Genomic DNA, 19,962 nt, shown 5'->3' with positions numbered 1-19,962 from the left:
GCGGACGGGATTCATATTCCCCGTCCGCTCAAGTGCCGAAAACCGCGACCTTGCAACCCAGTCTAGGCGTGCTTCGCCACCTCTTTCAGACAGTCCTCCATTATGTCCATGGCCACATCCGCCTGCTCGCGGGTGATGATCAGCGGCGGAGCCACGCGCACGGTGTTGGGACCACAGCCCAGAATCAGCAGTCCCTTCAGGAAGGCGGCCTGCACGATCTTGTCGCGCAGTTCCGGGGCAGCGGTCCGCTGGCGCTTGTCACTCACAATCTCGACCCCGATCATGAGCCCTCGCCCGCGCACCTCTCCGACCAAAGGAACTGTGGACGGCCAGGTGCGCATCCGTTCCATCATGTGGTCACCAACAGCGGCTGCATTCTTCATGCCCTGCCGTTCCAGCACATCGAGTGTCGCCAAGGCCGCTGCGATTGCCACCGGGTTACCCCCGAAAGTGGAAGCGTGCGAACCGGGAATCCAGTCCATGATTTCGCCACGCGTCATGGTGATGCCCAGCGGCATACCCGAGGCGATGCCTTTCGCGATGCAAACAATATCGGGCTGCACGCCGGAGTGCTCGATCGCCCACCATTTTCCGGTGCGGCCGACGCCGGACTGAACCTCATCCCCCACTAGCAGGATTCCGTGCCGGTCGCAGATCTTGCGCAATTCCTGCAGGAAAACGGTAGGTGCAACCACGTATCCGCCCTCGCCCTGGATCGGCTCCACGAAGATCGCAGCCACCTCCTCCGGTGGCAGCGAGGTCTTGAACAGCTTCTCTTCGATGAAGCGGGCACATTCAAGAGCATACTGATCCGCATCCTGCGTTCCAGTTGCGCAATCGTGGTAGGCATTGGGGAAACGCACGTGCGTGACACCCGGCATCAGCGGGGAAAAGCGCCGCTTCTGCTGGGGCTTCGAGGCTGTCAGCGACAGCGCACCCATGGTGCGGCCGTGAAATGCGCCATAGAACGCGATAATGTTCTGTCGTTTGGTGTGATAACGAGCGACCTTGATGGCAGCTTCGATTGCCTCGGCGCCGGAGTTGCCGTAGTAAAACTTATGCGGTCCGGGCATCGGCGCGATTTTCGAAAGACGCTCCGCCAGCGTGATCATGTGCTCGTAATAGAAGTCGGTCCCAGACATGTGAATGAGCTCAGCCGACTGCTCCTGAATCGCCTTCACCACCTCGGGATGGCAGTGCCCGGTAGAGCACACAGCAATACCCGCGGCAAGATCGAGAAATTCGTTGCCATCGACATCCTCGACCATCACGCCGTGGCCGCGCTTGGCGACCAGTGGATATGAACGGGTATAAGACGGCGAAATATATGTGGCGTCGCCCTCCAGCACGCGCTTGGCATTCGGACCGGGAAGCGCCGTGCGGATGTTGGGGCCGACGGGAACCAGAGTCTTTGTGGACATACGAACCTCCAAAATGGTTGCGCACGAAGCCGTGCCGGGAAATGTTGCGGAAAAAACTAACGGCTCAGCAGGAGCAGGTGATTAGTCGCAACCGAAGAGGAATGGCCGGGCGTTAGAAGGAAGGAGATTAAGCCCAACTCGGGGATAGCTTAGACGAATGCGCAGAGCACAAGGCGGAGCCGCCTCGACCAGACCCTGATATTTACCGTGCCAGCGCACTCTTTCACTCCAGCTGGCATTATAGCCCGGCATTTTCGACGGCGTAACCCCCAAACCTCTGCTCCTTCTTGTGGATAAGCCCAGTTTGGGCTCCTTTCCCGAGTAATGAAAGATGACTTCCGGGTCTGACCGGCTGGTTGTGAGGTACGAATTCCCCAGCTCGGGTGCATCTGACGGGATCAAAGCAATGATTTATCGAGTCCGGAAGGTGTCTGGCAGCGTCTGTTTAGTAACCGCAAGGGCTGGGGATCCATGTCTTCATCCGAACAGCATCGTTTTCGCGTCATCCTGGCGTTTGCCCTGGTATACGTGTTCTGGGGTTCCACGTATCTGGGAATACGGCTGGCTGTCCAGTATTTGCCGCCCTTCGTAATGACGGCCGTCCGATTCCTGATCGCTGGATCGCTGATGCTTGCCTACTGTGCCCTTTCGGGCCGTAAGGTGCGAATCACCGCGATCGAGGCGCTTCGCCTGGCTATTATCGGCATACTGTTGCTGACTTGCGCCAACGCCACCCTTGCGCGCGCCGAATTGGTTGTGCCTAGTGGGCTGGCCGCCCTGATCGTAGCCATCATTCCTCTCTGGTTTCTCGTGCTGGAGACCTGGGTATTTCACGGCGACCGTGTATCAGGCAAAGGTATCGCCGGCCTGGGGCTGGGAATTGCAGGCATAGTCGTTCTCCTATGGCCGCAGCTGACCGCCACCAGCGCTCTGGGGACGAAAGAACTGGTCTATTCTCTGGCGCTGGTAGCGGCGTCCTTGGCGTGGGCGCTGGGATCCTCGTTTTCTAAGCGTTGGCAAAAGGGAATCAATCCCTTTGTGGCCAGCGGCTGGGAGATGGTTTTCGGAGGCGCCGTCAACCTGGTACTCGCATTCGCCCTGGGTGAACCTCGCCGGGCAGTGTGGAGTCCGAAGGGAATCGGAGCCCTGGCATACCTCGTAGTGTTCGGATCGTGGGTGGGTTTCAGCGCCTATATTTGGCTGCTGCAGCACGTGCAGATGTCCAAGGTCTCGACCTATGCATATGTTAATCCAGTTGTGGCCGTGTTTTTGGGATGGATTGTGCTGCAGGAGCGCGTGGACGCCTACATCCTGGCGGGAAGTGCCACCATCATTGCCGCCGTCGCCCTGGTCACACGAGCGGAAGTAAAGCCCAAACTTGGCGTGATCGAAGAAGAGCCGCTTCCCATGGTCGAGAGCACCGGAGATTGAGCGCATTTCCGGGCCGGGAAGCTCAGATTAGAGTCCGTTTCAATTCAACTTGCTGTTCTTTCTTCTTCTACACTCGTCTCGAGGGACTGATATGGCTCAAGAAATTGCCAAGTCGGAAAGCTTACAAGAGAAAGCAGAGACGCTGCTCAGTTTGCATCGGGGATCGAAAATTCTGGTGCTCATCAACGCCTGGGATGTGGCCAGCGCTCGACTCGTGGAGCACCTTGGCTTCCCCGCCGTGGCTACCAGCAGTGCGGCAGTGGCCAACTCGCTCGGCTATCCGGATGGCGAGCGCATCAGCCGCAATGAAATGCTGAACGTGGTCGAGAGAATTACCTCCGCCGTGCACGTTCCGGTCACAGCCGATATGGAAGCCGGCTATGCACGGGACCCCGAGCAGATGGCAGACACAGCGCGAGAGCTGATCGAAGCCGGCGCAGTCGGGCTGAACCTGGAAGATAGTCTGGAAAACGAATCGCGCCTGGTAGATGTGAAGCTGCAGGTAGAGAAGATCAAGGCTGTTCGTTCCATCGCCGAGATCGCGCATGTCCCGCTGGTGCTGAACGCGCGCACCGACGCGTACTGGTGGAAGGGCGCAGATCCCAAGACAAGATTGGCGGAGACGATGCGCCGCGCCAATATCTATCGCGAGGCCGGCGGCGACTGCATCTTCGTGCCAGGATTGGTAGATAAAGACGAGATCAGCCGGCTGCTGAAGGAAAGTCCGGGTCCGCTGAACATTCTGGGCTCGATGCCCGGAGCGCCTTCGATCCGTGAGTTGCAAGAGCTGGGTGTGGCGCGAGTCAGTCTCGGCGCTGGGCCTTACCGCACGGCGCTGGGAGCATTTCGCAGACTGGCACACGAACTGCTGGAATCAGGGACATACCGAATGCTGGCGGAGACGGCGATACCGAGCCCTGAGATGAAGCGGTTGCTGGAGTAGGGGCGCTCCGGCCCGATGGATATCAACCGCTGCAACAGACAGAGAACATCGCACACATTGCCATCCTAATGGGATGAATTCATCGTACTGCTAGAAACATCCCGAACGGAGATATCGACTCCGCCGCACTTAATCGCCTGGAAATCGATTACTGCAGGTTGTTTGTAAGTGACCTCAAGGTGTGACGGCGTCGACCAGGTCATCTTGAGGTCTATGGATTTTGCATCTTGCATGAACAGCAAGACTTCAATCGGATCCTTTGGGCCGTTGGTCCGCCTGAGATGAACGGTGGTTAGTAAAGCAGCGTTGCCTGGGCCACTATATTGGTCCGTGCGAGCTGTCGCAACCCAACGACCATCTGGGGATCCAGCTTCTGCAGACCAGATTGTCACAACACTACTGCAGGCTGATAGTGCGGCACAAACTGAGATCGCTAACATCAACATCACCTTGCGGGCCGCAGAAAGGTTAACTCTGACCCGCTTGGCGATCGGCTTGCCTATGTTTTCCCCAAAATCTACTTGTGGCATAGAGTTCCATTCTGGTGGGCGTTATATCCATAAGCGAAGTTCATCACATTCACCATGGGCGTGAGGTGGTGATTGGGGTCCATCGTCGTGTTTGCGGGGTATTTGGAAAAATGCTGCGCGATGAAGTCTGCTCCCGACAAAGCCTGGTCGAGCATATATCCTGCAGCACTCATCTCATCACTTCCTTCGCCAGCGCACCCCATCTTTCGTGATCTCCACGATGATGCCCATCTGGTTGAGTTCTCCGCGAATGGCGTCAGAACGCGCAAAGTTGCGAGACTTCCGTGCCGCCTGCATTTCGTTCACCAGCTTCTCGATGTCCGAATCGCTGGTCTCGGCGGCAGCTGCGATTTCCAGAGTCGCTGGGCTGATCTTGTCCGCCAGTCCTTCGGCCCTTGCCCACTCGACAGTCCGACGGACCTTCGCCGCATCATCATCTTTCAGCACGTCGAAGATGGCATCGAAGTTTTCCAACGCTTTCAGCAGCGGCGCGACGTCATCCTTGCGAAGCTGGCCAGCATCGGCGGTGGCATTCGCATCGCGCACCAGGTCGAATATCGCAGCCAGAGCCTGCGCAGTATTCAGGTCGTCGGCCAGGCTGGCATGCATCTTCGAAATGGTGTCGGCGGCGAGCTTCGCCATCCCTTCATTCGAGCCCGCCGGCAGGTTCTCTTTCGCTTTTCCCAGGCGCAACTGGAAATTCCGCAGCCGCTCGACGGCATTCGCAGCCTGCGTCAGTCCGTCGAAGGTGAAATTCAACTGCCTGCGGTACGGCACCGAGCTAAGCAGATATCGGATCGACGACGGCTTGTGGCCCATCAGAATCAGGTCGCGCAGGGTATAGAAGTTGCCCAGGCTCTTCGACATCTTCTCGCCTTCGACCAGCAGAAAGCGCGCGTGCATCCAGAAATGCGCGAAAGGCTTGCCTGTCAGCGATTCCGACTGCGCAATTTCATTCTCATGATGAGGAAAGATCAGGTCTTCGCCGCCGCAATGAATGTCGAAGCTCTCGCCCAGATATTTCATTGACATGGTTGAGCATTCGATGTGCCAGCCGGGGCGGCCAGGCCCGATCGGAGTCTCCCAGAACGCTTCCCCCGGCTTAGGCGCCTTCCAGAGAGCGAAGTCGCGGGCGTTATCTTTCTCGTATTCATCCACGTCCACCCGCGCGCCCACCTCGATGCCCGAGAAGTCTTTTTTGGAGAGTTTGCCGTACTCGGGATCCTTAGCGATGCGGAAGTAGTACGAGCCATCCTCTGCCCGATAGGCGAAGCCCTTTTTTTCCAATTCGGCGATGAACGCCGCCATCTCGTTGATGTGCTCCGTTGCTCGGCCGAGAATTTCAGGGTGCTCGATGTTGAGGGCATCAGCATCCTCGAGAAACGCCTGCTCATATTTTTTCGTGTACTCGCCAACGCTGACGCCGGCCCTGGAAGCATTGCGGATGATTTTGTCGTCCACATCGGTGATGTTCATCATGTGGCGAAGCTGGTAACCGCTGTGGCGCAGGAATCGGCGCAGGATGTCCACAAAAATGAACGTCCGGAAATTCCCAATGTGGCCATAGTCGTAAACCGTAGGGCCACAGGCGTACATGCGGACCAAATTGTTATCAAGCGGATGAAACTCTTCTACCCGGCCGGATAGTGTGTTGTAGAAGTGCGGCGCCATATAAATTCCGCGGGCAGAAGCCACGCGGGTCCGGCAATCGGCGAGTCTCGGCTCGCTTCTTGCGGACTGGATTAACCTCCTTGGAACGAATTTCGATTGTAGGGGTGACGGGAAGAAAGGGTCAATCTATCCATGGGGTTAGAGGTGGTTACGATAGTGGCGTTTTCGATTCGGGAAATGAAGTGATGTAAGCACAAATCCGCAAACCGCAAAATCTGGCCGAGGACGGGCATACCGACGCATTCTAGTCCGTCTCAGAACTGACGGGATTTCAGGCTCTCATCCTGAGCACGTCTTCCTCTTCCGACCCCGCGTCTTTCGCGGGTCGCGGGCGCGGAGTCGAAGGATCTTGCGTGTTTTTTCTATCGATCTTACACAACATAGCTCGCCCACGCACCGGTCGAAAGCTCCTCGCAGCCCGGCGCGGCTAGCGATGAAAACCCTAAGAGCTCGTCATCCGCAACTTACGCCGCTCCCGCGGTGCGCGAAGCGCTCAGCTTCTTCAGCCGCCTACCCACCAGGAAAATGTAGTGAATCCCCGAAAGCAGCGTAAATGCGAACGTCAGCCACAGGCAGATGAGACGGCCGTAATAGATCAGGCTGTTCTGCGTGAGTTGCTTCAGGAGAACAAAAAACACCGTAAGCACCTGGAATCCAGTATTCAGTTTGCCGAAGATACTGGGAGAGTAGTCACGCAGCGCTGTCGTAGCATACAGCACAGCCGAGATCGCCAAGATCGACGCGTCACGGGCAAAGACCATCACCGTAAACTTCCAGGGAATCAATGCCATGAACGAAAGCACCAGGAAGGTGCTGCTGAGCAGCATCTTGTCGGCTATTGGATCCAGATATTGACCCAGCGTGGTTTGCTGGCCGAGCTTGCGGGCCAGCAGTCCGTCAAGTCCGTCGCTAAGACCCGCGGCGATGAACAGCCCAAGTGCCCAGCCGTAATTTCCATCAACGACGTTAATAATGACGAACGGGATGAAGATCAGGCGCAAGAGGGTGAGTTGGTTGGCGACGGTCGCGAGCTGTGAAATCACCCGGCAGCATCCTCGACAGGAAATTCCGATGGCATCAGAAATCGCAACGCCAGACGTCCGGTAATTTCGGCAAAGCGCTCGCTCAGAGATGGAATGGTGCCATTGGCAGTATCCAGCTCCACCCGTTCCACTCGCGCTAGAGGAAAAAACGCGGTTGTGGGCGAGGCCGGCTCACCTGCTCGCACCATGCCAGTGAAGTCGTCAAAGGAGTTCAAGTCGATACCGCGAACGCTGACCCCCGCCACGGTCAGTTCCAACAGGACACCCCAAAATTTCTCGCGCGGGGAGTGCAGCGTTACCAACACCGCCGTTCCCGCTGCAAATGGACTATGGCCGACAGTTTCGGGTGCCCCAGGTCGTACAGAGTAGCTCACACCAAGGATTGTCTGCGCCCGGAAGCAAGATTGCAACTGCGCCGTTGCAATCGCCCATCTTCGGGCCTCCGGCCTGGCGGACAATCTCTCTGGATTTGCGGAGTCGACTTCAGTATCTTGTAGCCGACACAAAGCTAGGAGCAGCCATGATTTACGTCCTGGTGCGCTATTTGGTTAAAGACTACAGTACTTGGAAGGCCGCGTTTGATGGCTCCTACAATATTCGCCGGAACTCGGGCGAGAAGAGCTTTCGGGTGTTTCGCAATCCTGAAAACCCCAACGATCTCACGCTGTTCTTGGAATGGGACAGCCTCGAATCGGCCAAGCGGTTCATGACTTCCGAATGGCTCCAGCAGGCGCGGCAGCAGGCCGGAGTCCTGGGCCAGCCCGAAGTCCACTACCTCGTGGATATCGCCACCACCGTTCGCCGAACCGCTGCCGATTGAAAATTCCCACAAAATTTCATATTTCTGGAACTACACGACTCGGCCGTGCGTAGCTGACTCTGGCTTCCTTCTCTTCAAGCACTGCAACGAACGTTGCTGGAGGTTCGGATGCGTCTCTCCATACCATCCGGGACTCATCCCGTGGGAACAGTGTTTCATCACACGAATCAGTTTTGAGATGTGCGCGTAACCCGCAAGTGAACTAAACGAATGTGGGTTGGACCAGTCTAATAACGCCATGAAGAACCGCCGCGTAGTGATAACACGTCTAGGCGGACCGGAGGTCTTGGAGGAAATCGAGGAACCCGTCCCCGTACCAGGTCCGGGTCAGGTGCGGGTACGAGTTCTCGCGACCGGGGTCGCCTTCGCAGATGTACTGATGCGATACGGCCTCTATCCCAAGGCGCCGAAGCTTCCATTCTCGCCTGGATACGACGTCGTGGGTGAAGTCGATGCGCTGGGCGAAGGTGTCAGCCAACTCGCAGCGAATGAGATCGTGGCGGCTCTGATTATGTTTGGGGGATATTCGCAGTTTGTGCTGGTCCCTGCAGAGGAACTAGTGCCAGTTCCTGCTGGTATTGATCCGGCAGAAGCCGTCAGTCTGATTCTCAATTACACCACTGCATGCCAATTACTGTTTCGCTTCGGCAATCTGCGCTCGCAAGCGAAGGTGTTGATTCACGGCGCAGCGGGTGGGGTGGGCACTGCCGCACTCGAGTTGGGCCGAATTCGTAACCTCGAACTCTATGGAACTGCCTCCAAGCCAAAACACGTTACTGTGTGCCGTTTGGGAGCCAAGCCTATCGACTATCAGAATGAAGATTTCGTTGAAGCGATCCGACGCATGACTGGAGATGGAGTCGACCTGGTAATCGATGGTGTTGGAGGCTGGAACTTCCTGCGTTCTTACCGCGCCCTGCGCCGGGGTGGAAAGCTGATGGCGTACGGCATGTCGTCAATTATTTCCGGAGGAACCGGAAACAAAACAGCAGGGGCGCTGAGCTTTGCCTTGTTGGGGCTGCTGCGCGCGCTCCCGGATGGAAGGTCAGCACGCTGGTACAACATCACCACCGAGAAGCGGCGCCATCCAGACTGGTTTCGAGAAGATCTCAATATGCTGTTCGGCTTGCTCGCGGAGGGCAAAATCAAGCCCATCATTTCCGAAAAATTGCCCTTGCGCCAGGCACGCATGGCCAATCAGTTGGTCGAGAAAGCAGCAGTAAGCGGCAAAGTCGTTCTGCTCTGCCAGGACTAATGGGCGTGCCCATCCTGACGTGGTCTCACCGAGCCGATCAGATCGAGCGCTGCCGATAAAGCTGCGCAGGGCGCGCGGGAGACCGGCATCGCCCGGCTCCCGCAATCGAAAAGAGAGGATTAGAGCGGCCGTTTCAAATACTTGCGCAGTTCACTGCGATAGCTGCGGCTCAGCGGCAGCCGCGCTCCGCTTTTCAGCACAACGCACATGGCGGAGCGGTTCTGAGACTGGAATTCAAGAATGTGGTCCAGATTCACGATCGCGTTGCGATGAACACGCAGGAACCGCTGCGGGTCCAGGGATGATTGCAAATCCTGCATGGTACGGCGAATGGTATGCACATCCTGTCCAACATGCATACGCACGTAATTTCCCGCAGACTGGATCCAGTCAATTTCATCTGCGCGTAGAAAGAATATCCTGCCATTGTCCTTCACCACGAACTTCTGTGCGTAGGCTGAACCATTTCCATTGCCGGTACCCGCGTGCACCTGGAGGAGCCGTTCCAGTTCCTCGTTGCGCGCGCGCTCGATTTCTAGCTTTGCCCGCAGCATCGCTCGCTCGAAGCGTTCGCGGTCCAGGGGCTTTACTAGAACATCCACGACCTGGGGAGTAAATCTCCGCAAGGCCAGCGGATCGCGCGCCATAGCAATCGTGACTGGAATTTTGTCGCTCCCCAGCACGTCCAAATTGGCCGCCGCCTGAATCTCGGGTAGTTGCACATCTAGGACCAGCAAGTCGGGGTTGTTGTGACGTAAGGCGACCAGAGCGTCGGAAGCATTCGAGAACTCGCCAATTACGTTGATATCCATTTCTGGCTGGAGGAGATCACGAATCTGACGGCGGGCTTCCGCATCGCCATCTACGATAAATGCCTGAACGCCTGATAATTCATTCCTAAAGGGTGTGACCGTATTTACCGCGTAGTGCGCCATATCTCCCTTCCATCATCCCCTCCCGTCCGGTCCTTGGTGCCGGCGGACGGATGCTGTCTATCAATGGGGACCAACCCCCACCGTTTGTTTAGCAGACAAACCGGCTCCGTGGCGTTTCTGCCAGTCTGCGACTCTTGCCTGAGCCGCCGCCACATCAGCCGGACTCATCCGCGAAGTAAGCGCTTGCAGCAGTGTGCTTACATCGAAGGAGCGACCAGCGAGACTCAACCACACGTACGCACTTACCAGATCGACCGGAGTTGCTGCTCCGTCGCGGTAGATCTGGGCCAAGTCAAACTGCGCGGTGGCATTGCCCTGCTCCGCCGCTTGCTTAAGAAAATCCAAAGCTTTGCCGGCATCGCGAACTACTCCTTTGCCGGTTAGGAGAAATGCAGCAAGCTTTGTCATAGCTTCCAGGTCGCCTTGATCCGCAGCTTGGCGATACCACTTGGCGGCTTCGGCGTAATCCTGCACTACTCCCACGCCATGGTCGTAAAGCCGTGCCAGGTTCACCTGGCCCTCAAGCTTTCCCTGTTCTGCGGCGGAGCGATAGAGGCTGGCTGCTCTTGCGGGATCCTCCGGAGTTCCCAGCCCATGCTCACAGAGGTAGCCCAGATTTACCTGCGCGGCGGCAAAGCCCTGGTAAGCAGATTTCTGATACCACTCCACTGCCTTCTCTAGATCGGGTGAGAGTCCCCGGCCCTTCTCATAGAACAGGCCGGTATTGAACTCTGCTTCAGCCGAATCCGATTCGGCGGCCCTCAGAAACCACTGCAAGGCTTCGCGATCGTCCGGCCCGGTCCCACGGCCTTGCGCGCACATCAGCCCAAGACGAAGTTGGGATTTCACGCTCCCATGAACTGCGGCTTCGCGATACCACTTCATGGCTTCGTGGAAATCCTGTGGGACACCGTCGCCGTTCTCATAAAAGCCGCCGAGGTTGTACTCTGCCTCGGCCACATGTTTTTTTGCCGCTTTGCGAGTGAGTGCCAGAGCCTCATGCATGTCCTTCGGCACTCCCACTCCCCGCGAATAGAGACAGCCAAGATTGGTCATGGCGTTGACATTGCCCGCATCAGCCGCCTTGCGAAACCAGCGCGCTGCTTCTGCTTCGCTTTTCGCCACACCCAATCCCTGCATATAGAGCATTCCCAGATTGAAAGCGCCGGTTTCAGATCCAGAGACAGCCGCCCGCATGTACCATTTCGCTGCTTCGTCGTACTTCGGGGGAGCTTCATGCTGAAGCATCCACCCCACGTCCACTTGTGCCTGCGGATCTCCTCGATCTGCAGCCAGGCGATACCATTTCATCGCCTCTTCAGAATTCTTTTCGACACCCAGCCCATTCTGAAAAGCGCTTCCTAGTTGGATTTGTGCAGCGGTATTTCCGTTGCGTGCCTTTTGCATCAAATTTGTAAATTCCGTGCCCGTATTTGAGCCCGTTTGTCCCGTTTGTCCGTAAACTGAAGGCCAAAACGTGAACAGGAAGCTTAGGATCCACCCTACCGATGCCCGCGACATGACGTTTTCCTTTCCCCTCCAGTGGGGAAAGTGAAACTAAGACTGGCTTCAATTACCGTTCTTGCCTGTCTCTGCCGCTGTTCAGGAGGGCCGGCCCATCTGCCCCTGACCGAGCTTCAGCACGAACGAACCGGAAGCTACGAGTCGTCGTATCGAGGCACATCCCCAATACGAGACTCCCAGTCTTGGCTGTCTTAGACGTAGGGTGCTGGAGAGTTGCCGGTCCTTTCTCAACGGAATGTAGATTCCCGGCTAACCTTGTGGAAGTGCGCAACCAGAACAAACTTATTCTCCGTTGTGTGCGTACCTCTGCTTACTGGTTCGCCAACAACTCGTCTAACTCGAAGAAGGGTGGGGGCATCTATGCGCGATTTGGCGGGATCGTCGCATCTCATCAGTTTTGGCGTATTCGAGGTTAACTTAAGAGCCGGAGAGCTGCGTAAAAAGGGAGTAAAAATGAAGCTTCAGGAGCAGCCTTTTCAGGTGCTTAGCGCGCTTCTGGAGCGGCCCGGAGCTCTCGTCACCCGCGAAGAATTACGCCGCCGCATCTGGCCTGCGGAAACCTTCGTTGGCTTTGATCACGGCCTGAATAAGGCCATCAATAAACTGCGTGACGCCCTCGGGGACTCTGCTGTCAGTCCGCGCTACATCGAGACCCTGTCCCGCCGGGGATATCGATTCATTTATCCCTTGGTTAACGCCGCCAGTCCCCAGAAGATCCCCGATGAGCACCGCAAGCTTCGTCTGCTGATTCTGCCCTTCGAGAATCTAGGCGATGCGGAACAGGATTATTTCAGCGACGGGCTGACCGACGAGATGATTGCACGGCTTGGCAGCCTGAATCCGCAACGGCTGGGAGTAATCGCAAGAACCTCTGCTATGCAATACAAAAACACGGCCAAAAGCATTGGCCAGATCGCCGAAGAGCTTGGGGTCGATTATGTCTTGGAAGGCACGGTTCGCCGCTGCTTGGGACGCTTGCGCATCAGCGCCAAGCTCATCCAGGCAGTTGATCAGACCCAGTTGTGGGCGGATACCTTCGAACGGGAGCCTTCCGACGTCATGGCGATCCAGAATGAGGTCGCGGGAAAAATTCGCCAATCATTAGCTAGCGAACTTCTTCTGCCCGAATCAAATCTAAAACCTGATCATCAACGCATAGTGCCGGTGCTGGCCCACGAAGCCTATCTGCGCGGTCGCTCTTACTGGAATCAGCTCTCAGAAAAATCGTTGCAGCTGGCGATTGAATCCTTCGAGCAGGCGCTAAAGGAAGATCCCAATTATGCCCTGGCCTACGCCGGTCTAGCCGATTGTCATGCTTACTTGAGCTGGTTTGGCACGATCCCTCCACGTCAGGTTGCCCCCAAAGCCAAGCAGGCGGCACATAACGCTCTGGCGATCGACGACACTCTCGCTGAAGCTCACACCTCGCTGGCCCTCATGCGCTTCTGGTATGACTGGCATTGGAATAAGGCAGAAAAGGAATTTCTTCGCGCCATAGAGCTGAACCCGAACAATGCCGCCGCTCACCATTGGTACGGCACTTTTCTTTGCGCTATGGGTCGTCTCCGAGAAGCTGAAGTCGAGCAGCGGCGCGCCCAGGTACTCGATCCCCTGTCACTGGCAATCGCCAAAACGGCAGGTGATTCCTATTTCTACGCCCGCCAGTACGACGAAGCTATCCAGCGCTTCCAGGCTGTGCTGGCACAAGACTCGAAGTTTCTCCCTGCTCAGTTCGACTTGGGACGTGCTTACCTGCATAGCCGCAGATATCAGCAGGCCATCTCTGCGTTCGAGCGAACTCACCAGCTTTCCGAGAATCAGGAAGTCTTGCTTTTCCTGGCGCATGCTCACGCCAGAGCCGCAAACACCGGCCGGGCACGGCAACTGTTGCAAGAGGCGCTGAAGCCTTCGTCTAATCGCTACCTCGCATCACCACAGGTGGCGATGGCTTACATCGGACTGGGAGATAACGAGGGTGCGCTCGACTGGCTCGACAAGGGATTCGCGGAAAGATCCTGCTGGATGATCTTCCTGGGCATTGATCCTGTCTACGATCCACTTTCCAGCCATCCGCGTTTTCACCGCTTGCTTTCACGCCTGAGTCTCACCCGCCAAGATGCGGATACCCGCGCGATCGCAGCTGACACTAGCCTGTCTGCGAACCTCTAGTGCGCGCTTGTCGTTTTGCTCGCCCGCGGTTAGGGTAGAAAGCCGCAAAACCATATCAGGGACGGAAATCGACCCATGATCTACCGCAGATTCGGACGCACCGGATGGAAAGTCAGCGAGATCGCCTATGGCCTTTGGGGAATGAGTGGCTGGACAGGTTCTGATGACGCCGAATCACGCCAGTCAATTCAGGCTTCCGTGGACATGGGATGCAACTTCTTCGACACCGCTTGGGCATACGGAGATGGAAAGAGCGATACGCTGCTGGGGGAAGCCATTCGGAATAATCCCGGCAGACGGCTCTACGCAGCTTCCAAAATTCCCCCCAAGAATCTGCAGTGGCCAGCGAGTCCCAAGGATTCATTGCAAGATGTTTTTCCGAACGAGCATGTTCTCGAGTACGCCAATAAGATTCGCAAGGCGCTCGGTGTAGAGCGGATCGATCTTTTGCAATACCACGTTTGGGACGATAGCTGGATCGAGGATCCTGACTTCCGAAAAACAGTAGAGCAACTCAAACGCGAAGGCTTGATCGAATTCTTTGGTCTCAGTCTCAACCGCTGGGAACCGTGGAATGGCATCCGTGCAATTGAGACAGGGCTGGTGGATGCGGTGCAGGTGATCTACAACATATTCGATCAGAATCCGGAGGATGAACTCTTCCCCGCCTGCCGCAAACATGATATCGCCGTAATCTCGCGCGTGCCGCTCGATGAAGGCAGCCTGGGCGGCAAGCTCACGAAAGATACAAAGTTCCCCAAGGGTGATTGGCGGTCGCGTTATTTCCGCGCTTCGAACCTAACGCCGACTCTAAAGCGGGTGGAAAAGTTGAAAGCAATCGTGCCACCCGGGGTGACCCTGCCGCAAATGGCGCTGCGATTTATTTTGGAAAATCCCGACGTCAGCACCACCATCATCGGCATGCGCAAGCTGGATCACGTAAGAGAAAATTTTGCAATCAGCGATGGCCAGAGGCTTCCGCCCGATCTAGTGCAACAATTGCGCAAGCACCGCTGGGTGCGCAAGCCAAGTTATCAATCGGATTAACGGCTCCGCTCTCGCGCATCAGCGCTTCTGAGCAGCCGCAATGTACCTGTCCGGAGTCTGATCGAATAGCTGCTTGTGATCCTGTGAGCAGAAGTAATAAGTCTTGCCCTTGTACGCCGACGTGGGTGCGGTCTTCGGATCCACCTCCATTTCACATACCGGACAGAGGGGATGCTCGTCGCTTGACACAGGCGCCTGGGCGTAAAGCTGGTTGGAATCGGGATTCATCCAGCCCTGTCCCTGGTATTCCAAATAATAGGCAGTCTGTGTGGCAACCTCGCGCCCGAAATAGCGCTCGACCACGCGTAGTGACAGATCAATGCCAGATGAAAGTCCACCGGCAGTGGCAAGATTGCCTGCCTCTACGAACCTGGCGCCGCGTTTGACTTGTACGTCCGGGAACTCTACCTCGAGGCCCTTATAACCCGAGTGGTGCGTCGTGGCAGGTTTGCCGGCGAGCAATCCGGTGCTGGCGAGCAGAAATGCACCGGTGCAGACGGACATGGTTACATCGGCATTCCTGCTCGACTTGCGAATCCAATCCAGCATGGCTTGACTGTGTCCATGCTGAGCTGGAATCACGATAATCTTGGGAGCAGGGGCATTGCTGAGAGTGTAATCAGGGACGATAGTCAGGCCGCCACTGGCTCGAATAGGCTTAGTCGTTTCGGCCACGGTGTAAAGACGGAACGCGTCCTCCATGCGGCCAGGCACGCTGACATCTTGAAAGACCTCCCAGGGTCCGCAGAAATCGATTACCACCGCACCCTCGGAGAGCAGAAAGCCAACCGGAATGCTGCCTTGAGCCGGCGGCTTCAGGGGATTGGCGGTGGAGGACGACTGGGTTCCGTCGATTGGACTCGTGGCGGCCGAAAGTTCGACGAATGGCGACGCAGGCACTGCTGCCATCAGGCCCAGCAGTGCTGATTTTTCAAGGAAGTCTCTTCGCTTCATTAGTATCTCTCCAGGTTTAGGACACACCAGGCTGACTTGGCGATTTGGACGGATTAGTAGCCATCATGGTTAGCATAAGCGCAACAAAAATAATCCCGAATGACCGCACCCTGCCCGGCACCTTTCACCTGTCTTTATGCCCCCTTTATTTACACTCTGCTAATAGTTCTCCTCTAGGTTGATCGGACTGCTACGATGAAGGTCTTGCGCGCACATGCAGATTAACAGCAGCACGACCGGAACCTCGAAGGGTGCTGGTGTAGCTTCGGAAGCAATCATCCGGGCATCGAAGGTGGAGAAGTTCTACGGGCAACCGCCCGATCCCGTGATCCAGGTGATCGCGCCCACCGATCTTGCCATCTATCCCGACGAGATCGTTACGCTGCTCGGCCCCTCCGGATCCGGAAAATCCACACTTCTGCGCATGCTGACTGGACTGGCCAAGCCATCGGCTGGCGAAGTGTTCTGGCATGGCAAGCCGGTGCGGGAATGTTCCCCTAACGTGTCGATCGTATTTCAGAGCTTCGCCTTATTCCCCTGGCTCAGCGTGATCGAGAATGTGGAGGCTCCCCTGAAAGCCCGGGGAGTGAATGCGCTGGAGCGCCGCAAGCGAAGCCTGCGCATAATCGACACGGTCGGTCTGGATGGATTCGAAGCCGCCTATCCCAAGGAACTTTCGGGCGGAATGAAGCAGCGGGTGGGCTTTGCGCGGGCGCTGGTGGTCGAGCCCGAGGTCCTGTTCATGGACGAGCCGTTCTCTGCGCTGGATGTCCTCACCGCCGAGAATCTGCGCAGCGAATTGCTGGAGCTGTGGGGAAAACGCGCCATTCCGACGCGCGCCATCTTTATTGTCACCCACAATATTGAAGAAGCGGTCCTGCTCGCCGATCGAGTGATCGTCCTGGGCAAAAATCCGGGATCCATTCGAACCGATTTCCGCATTGCGCTGCCGCGTCCGCGCGATCGCAAAGCTGCCGATTTCATCAGCTACGTGGATTACATCTACAAGGTCTTGATGGCTCCCGGGAAACTTCCGCAACTGCCCGGAGCCGCTGCCGAGGAAGCTGCCAAGCTGACGAAGGTGCAGCGCTATGAAATGCTGCCCCACGCGCGTCCGGGCGGCATTGCGGGGCTACTAGAGTTGATCGAAGATTACGACGGCAAAGCCGATATGTATCGCCTTGCCGATGCTCTGCCCTTCGAAATCGACGATCTGCTGCCGATTATCGAGGCTGCCCGCCTTCTGGGATTCGTAAAGGTCGAAGAGGGAGATGTGGAAATTACTCCTGCGGGCCGCGAATTCGCCGATGCCGAAATCCTCCGCCAGAAGGAGTTGTTTCGGCAGGCAGCCCTCGATAACGTAACTCTGATCCGCCAGATCTACCGTACGCTGGAAGCCAAGCGCGACCACTCCGCACCGGCCGATCTGTTTCACGACACGCTCGATGAACAGTTCAGTGAGGACGAGACACTCCATCAGTTGGATACGGCTATCAACTGGGGCCGTTACGCCGAGTTGTACGAGTACGACGCCGATCGCAAGCGCTTCATCATCCATGATGAGCGGATCCCGGAACACGCGGGAGGAGCTCGTTGATCCAGGTCCGCACCTTTGCGCGATCACTGGTCCGTTATCGCACCTGGTCGGCGTTTCTGGATATTGCTGCCACTCTCCTGGGATTCGCGCTGCTGTTTTATGCGGTGGTCTTCGTCGCGCGCTATTGGTTCGGAAATCCCGTTCCCGTGGCTGAAATTTCACGCTCTCCCAAGGCCCTTCCCGCCTACGCGTTCTATTCCCTGGTCCGCATCTTCGCCGCGTATTTTCTGAGTTTGCTCTTTGCGCTGGGATACGGCTACATCGCCGCCTACAACCGCAGACTGGAAGCGCCGATGATCGCGGTGCTTGACATTTTGCAGTCGATCCCGGTTCTGAGTTTTCTGCCTGGAGTGATGCTGGCAATGGTGGCTCTGTTCCCCACTCGCCAGTTAGGCCTGGAACTGGGATCGATCATTCTTATCTTCACCGGCCAGGTCTGGAATATGGCCTTCAGCTTTTATTCCTCCTTGAAGAACATCCCCCGCGAACTCCGCGAAGCCACCAGGATTTACCGCTTTAGCCCCTGGCAGCGTTTTTTTCAACTCGAGCTTCCCTATAGCGCCATCGGCCTGGTGTGGAACTCCATGGTGTCGGTGGCTGGAGGCTGGTTTTTTCTAATGGCCTGCGAGATGTTTGTCCTGGGCAATCGCGATTTCCGTCTGCCCGGCCTCGGTTCGTACCTGCAGACCGCGGCCAGCGCTGGCGACACTTCTGAGATGATCTGGGGCCTTGCCGCCATGATCGCCGTCATTCTTCTGCTTGATCAACTCGTCTGGCGGCCGCTAATCGCTTGGTCCGACAAGTTCAAATTCGAGCAGGTAGAAAGCTCGGTGGTGCCGCGCTCCCCGCTGATCGCATGGATCAAGAATTCCCGTATCCTGGGGATAATGCGCAAGAAATGGTTTGCTCCGCTCAGCGAGCGCCTGGTGATGCGTTTTGCGCACCGCAGTGAGGAGCCCACAACCCAGGAAGCTGCGAATGGAAAATTCAAAAGGATTGCCGGCATAGTGCTTGCCGTGGCGGCTTTAGGGGCCGTGGTTTATGCACTCATACATAGTGTCATCCTGCTGGGACGAATCAGCAGTGGCGAATTGGAATTGACGGTCAAGAGCGCGATAGCGACCTTCCTGCGAGTTACCGCCTCCCTCTTGATCGCTTCGGCATGGACGATACCCACGGGGGTCGCCATCGGATTCCATCCGCGCTTGGCGCGAATTGCGCAGCCATTGGCACAAATCGCGGCATCGATCCCCGCCACGGCATTGTTTCCCGTGTTGCTGGTGGCGATCGTTCGGCTTGGAGGAGGGTTAGGTATTGGCTCGATCCTGTTGATGCTGCTGGGAACACAGTGGTACATCCTGTTCAACGTCATTGCCGGCGCTTTGGCAATTCCCTCCGACCTTCGCGAGGTGGGAGGCATTTTCCGCTTTAGCAACCGGGAGCGCTGGATGACGGTGATCCTCCCCGGAATTTTCCCCTACCTCTTGACCGGCCTGGTTACAGCCTCTGGTGGCGCCTGGAACGCCAGCATCGTGGCTGAATATTTTCATCTGAAAGACCAGACGTACTCCACTCTCGGGCTCGGAGCGCAAATCAGCCGCGCTACCGACACCGGAAATTTCCATCTGCTTCTTCTGTCCACGGTGGTAATGGCTGGGCTGGTTGTTACGGTGAACCGGCTGCTGTGGAAGCCGCTATTCCGGCTGGCCGAGAACCGCTATCGGCTGGACGTGTGAGGCGCTGAAACTTTTGACCCTCCAAGCGCGTCCAATCTGGCATGCGAGTGTTTCGCACCATGGCGCTCCTATCGGGTCTGGTTGCATCCCTCGTGCTTACGAACCCAGCGAATGCCCAGGTAACCAATCCCGTAGTGCTGGAACTATTCACATCTGAGGGGTGCTCGAGCTGTCCTCCGGCAGATGCTCTGCTGATGAAACTCGAACAGCCGGGCGCGGTTGCGGGAGCCGAGATCATCGCACTTGCTGAACACGTCGATTACTGGAACGATCTGGGCTGGAACGACCGCTTCTCGTCTCATGCACTCACCCGGCGGCAAGGACAGTATGCTTCCAGATTTTCGCTGAATTCGGTCTACACACCGCAATTGGTAATCGACGGGCGCTTTGAAACCGTCGGAAGTGATTCGGCTGTAGTCCTGCGCAAGATTGCTCAGGCAGCAACCAAACCGAAGCCGGCGAAGATTAGCCTGATCTGGAAGACGTACGCAACTGCGTCGTTACCTGAGAGCAAAGGTGGAGCTGCGGATACTGCGGATAACGATCTGCCAGGATCGAGGTCGCTTGCCATAGACGTTCATCAGGCTGGTCCTGGTCATGCGCGAGTATTCTTGGCGCTTACGGAAAGCGGTCTCAGTACATCTGTTGCTGGTGGTGAGAACGGCGGAAGGGTGTTGCATCATCCCGCGCTGGTGCGGTCTCTACGTGACTTAGGTCAGCTCCGGGACGGGAATTTCAGCCAGAATCTGCAAGTCCCCATCGATCCCCAGTGGAAACTGCAGAATCTGCGAGTTGTTGTCTTTGTTCAGCAACCGGAAAGCGGAGAAATTCTGGGAGCAGCTGCGCTGAATTATCACTAACCAAGAAAAAACGTAGGGCCCATTCC

Annotated in this window: 18 protein-coding genes; 9 read left to right on the top strand and 9 right to left on the bottom strand. The window is 56.7% G+C overall.

Features of this window, described 5'->3' with window-relative positions:
• Positions 1–62: 62 nt before the first annotated feature.
• Complete coding sequence (locus VEG30_05890) at positions 63–1,421, bottom strand: acetyl ornithine aminotransferase family protein (GenBank protein ID HXZ79443.1); 1,359 nt, start codon at positions 1,419–1,421, stop codon at positions 63–65.
• Between the two features lie 471 nt (positions 1,422–1,892).
• Here VEG30_05890 and VEG30_05885 point away from each other — a divergent pair, with 471 nt between their 5' ends.
• Together VEG30_05885 and VEG30_05880 are read left to right on the top strand one after the other, a co-directional pair.
• Complete coding sequence (locus VEG30_05885) at positions 1,893–2,852, top strand: EamA family transporter (protein ID HXZ79442.1); 960 nt, start codon at positions 1,893–1,895, stop codon at positions 2,850–2,852.
• A 91-nt stretch (positions 2,853–2,943) separates the two neighbouring features.
• Complete coding sequence (locus tag VEG30_05880; GenBank protein ID HXZ79441.1) at positions 2,944–3,795, top strand: isocitrate lyase/phosphoenolpyruvate mutase family protein; 852 nt, start codon at positions 2,944–2,946, stop codon at positions 3,793–3,795.
• A gap of 65 nt (positions 3,796–3,860) precedes the next feature.
• On the opposite strand, the gene VEG30_05875 is transcribed toward VEG30_05880, so the two are convergent.
• The 5 genes from VEG30_05875 to VEG30_05855 form a co-directional block, all read right to left on the bottom strand.
• The gene (locus tag VEG30_05875) at positions 3,861–4,325 is read right to left on the bottom strand and encodes a hypothetical protein (GenBank protein ID HXZ79440.1); all 465 of its coding nucleotides are present in this window, start codon (positions 4,323–4,325) and stop codon (positions 3,861–3,863) included.
• A complete protein-coding gene (locus VEG30_05870; GenBank protein HXZ79439.1) occupies positions 4,313–4,498 on the bottom strand; it encodes a hypothetical protein in 186 nt (61 codons plus the stop codon). The genes VEG30_05875 and VEG30_05870 overlap by 13 nt, the downstream gene beginning before the upstream one ends.
• Positions 4,499–4,502: 4 nt before the next feature.
• Positions 4,503–5,996, bottom strand: a complete 1,494-nt coding sequence (cysS, locus tag VEG30_05865; protein HXZ79438.1) for a cysteine--tRNA ligase — start codon at positions 5,994–5,996, stop codon at positions 4,503–4,505.
• 464 nt (positions 5,997–6,460) lie between these two features.
• Entirely contained in the window at positions 6,461–7,039 is a 579-nt protein-coding gene (locus VEG30_05860) for a CDP-alcohol phosphatidyltransferase family protein (GenBank protein HXZ79437.1), read from the bottom strand.
• Positions 7,036–7,413 (bottom strand): hypothetical protein, encoded by a 378-nt coding sequence (locus VEG30_05855; protein HXZ79436.1) that lies wholly within the window; start codon positions 7,411–7,413, stop codon positions 7,036–7,038. Before VEG30_05855 ends, VEG30_05860 begins: the two co-directional genes overlap by 4 nt.
• A 146-nt stretch (positions 7,414–7,559) precedes the next feature.
• On the opposite strand from VEG30_05855, the gene VEG30_05850 reads away from it, so the two are divergent.
• Positions 7,560–7,859 (top strand): hypothetical protein, encoded by a 300-nt coding sequence (locus VEG30_05850; GenBank protein ID HXZ79435.1) that lies wholly within the window; start codon positions 7,560–7,562, stop codon positions 7,857–7,859.
• A 238-nt stretch (positions 7,860–8,097) separates the two neighbouring features.
• Complete coding sequence (locus VEG30_05845; GenBank protein HXZ79434.1) at positions 8,098–9,114, top strand: medium chain dehydrogenase/reductase family protein; 1,017 nt, start codon at positions 8,098–8,100, stop codon at positions 9,112–9,114.
• Positions 9,115–9,233: 119 nt separating this feature from the next.
• Here the strand turns inward: VEG30_05845 and VEG30_05840 are convergent, their stop codons facing one another.
• Positions 9,234–10,049, bottom strand: coding sequence for a LytTR family DNA-binding domain-containing protein (locus VEG30_05840; GenBank protein ID HXZ79433.1), 816 nt, complete (start codon positions 10,047–10,049; stop codon positions 9,234–9,236).
• Positions 10,050–10,109: 60 nt separating this feature from the next.
• Entirely contained in the window at positions 10,110–11,456 is a 1,347-nt protein-coding gene (locus tag VEG30_05835) for an SEL1-like repeat protein (GenBank protein HXZ79432.1), read from the bottom strand.
• Between the two features lie 570 nt (positions 11,457–12,026).
• Between VEG30_05835 and VEG30_05830 the strand changes: the two genes are divergently transcribed.
• Positions 12,027–13,742 (top strand): tetratricopeptide repeat protein, encoded by a 1,716-nt coding sequence (locus VEG30_05830; protein HXZ79431.1) that lies wholly within the window; start codon positions 12,027–12,029, stop codon positions 13,740–13,742.
• 75 nt (positions 13,743–13,817) lie between these two features.
• A complete protein-coding gene (locus VEG30_05825) occupies positions 13,818–14,789 on the top strand; it encodes an aldo/keto reductase (GenBank protein ID HXZ79430.1) in 972 nt (323 codons plus the stop codon).
• Between the two features lie 18 nt (positions 14,790–14,807).
• Here VEG30_05825 and VEG30_05820 read toward each other — a convergent pair whose 3' ends face one another.
• Complete coding sequence (locus VEG30_05820; protein HXZ79429.1) at positions 14,808–15,743, bottom strand: DJ-1/PfpI family protein; 936 nt, start codon at positions 15,741–15,743, stop codon at positions 14,808–14,810.
• Between the two features lie 214 nt (positions 15,744–15,957).
• On the opposite strand from VEG30_05820, the gene VEG30_05815 reads away from it, so the two are divergent.
• Genes VEG30_05815 through VEG30_05805 form a run of 3 tightly spaced genes read left to right on the top strand, consistent with a single transcriptional unit; the run spans position 15,958 to position 19,936 of the window.
• Positions 15,958–17,340: a nitrate/sulfonate/bicarbonate ABC transporter ATP-binding protein gene (locus VEG30_05815; protein HXZ79428.1), complete on the top strand. Its 1,383-nt coding sequence runs from the start codon at positions 15,958–15,960 to the stop codon at positions 17,338–17,340.
• Positions 17,337–19,076 carry an ABC transporter permease subunit gene (locus VEG30_05810; protein HXZ79427.1) on the top strand — a complete coding sequence of 580 codons (1,740 nt, stop codon included), beginning with the start codon at positions 17,337–17,339 and terminating at the stop codon, positions 19,074–19,076. Before VEG30_05815 ends, VEG30_05810 begins: the two co-directional genes overlap by 4 nt.
• Positions 19,077–19,117: 41 nt before the next feature.
• Positions 19,118–19,936, top strand: coding sequence for a DUF1223 domain-containing protein (locus VEG30_05805; protein HXZ79426.1), 819 nt, complete (start codon positions 19,118–19,120; stop codon positions 19,934–19,936).
• Positions 19,937–19,962: the final 26 nt, after the last annotated feature.

The sequence above is a fragment of the Terriglobales bacterium genome (genome assembly GCA_035624455.1).
GTDB lineage: Bacteria > Acidobacteriota > Terriglobia > Terriglobales > Acidobacteriaceae > DASPRM01.
The sequence above is the reverse complement of the archived record's forward strand: the minus strand, read 5'-3'. Positions and strand labels throughout refer to the sequence as shown.

What these genes read in the sequence shown, in the direction of transcription:
- VEG30_05890 (HXZ79443.1), bottom strand. Translation starts at nt 1,421, where the DNA reads ATGTCCACAAAGACTCTGGTTCCCGTCGGCCCCAACATCCGCACGGCG.
- VEG30_05885 (HXZ79442.1), top strand. Translation starts at nt 1,893, where the DNA reads ATGTCTTCATCCGAACAGCATCGTTTTCGCGTCATCCTGGCGTTTGCC.
- VEG30_05880 (HXZ79441.1), top strand. Translation starts at nt 2,944, where the DNA reads ATGGCTCAAGAAATTGCCAAGTCGGAAAGCTTACAAGAGAAAGCAGAG.
- VEG30_05875 (HXZ79440.1), bottom strand. Translation starts at nt 4,325, where the DNA reads ATGCCACAAGTAGATTTTGGGGAAAACATAGGCAAGCCGATCGCCAAG.
- VEG30_05870 (HXZ79439.1), bottom strand. Translation starts at nt 4,498, where the DNA reads ATGAGTGCTGCAGGATATATGCTCGACCAGGCTTTGTCGGGAGCAGAC.
- cysS (HXZ79438.1), bottom strand. Translation starts at nt 5,996, where the DNA reads ATGGCGCCGCACTTCTACAACACACTATCCGGCCGGGTAGAAGAGTTT.
- VEG30_05850 (HXZ79435.1), top strand. Translation starts at nt 7,560, where the DNA reads ATGATTTACGTCCTGGTGCGCTATTTGGTTAAAGACTACAGTACTTGG.
- VEG30_05845 (HXZ79434.1), top strand. Translation starts at nt 8,098, where the DNA reads ATGAAGAACCGCCGCGTAGTGATAACACGTCTAGGCGGACCGGAGGTC.
- VEG30_05840 (HXZ79433.1), bottom strand. Translation starts at nt 10,049, where the DNA reads ATGGCGCACTACGCGGTAAATACGGTCACACCCTTTAGGAATGAATTA.
- VEG30_05835 (HXZ79432.1), bottom strand. Translation starts at nt 11,456, where the DNA reads ATGCAAAAGGCACGCAACGGAAATACCGCTGCACAAATCCAACTAGGA.
- VEG30_05830 (HXZ79431.1), top strand. Translation starts at nt 12,027, where the DNA reads ATGAAGCTTCAGGAGCAGCCTTTTCAGGTGCTTAGCGCGCTTCTGGAG.
- VEG30_05825 (HXZ79430.1), top strand. Translation starts at nt 13,818, where the DNA reads ATGATCTACCGCAGATTCGGACGCACCGGATGGAAAGTCAGCGAGATC.
- VEG30_05820 (HXZ79429.1), bottom strand. Translation starts at nt 15,743, where the DNA reads ATGAAGCGAAGAGACTTCCTTGAAAAATCAGCACTGCTGGGCCTGATG.
- VEG30_05815 (HXZ79428.1), top strand. Translation starts at nt 15,958, where the DNA reads ATGCAGATTAACAGCAGCACGACCGGAACCTCGAAGGGTGCTGGTGTA.
- VEG30_05805 (HXZ79426.1), top strand. Translation starts at nt 19,118, where the DNA reads ATGCGAGTGTTTCGCACCATGGCGCTCCTATCGGGTCTGGTTGCATCC.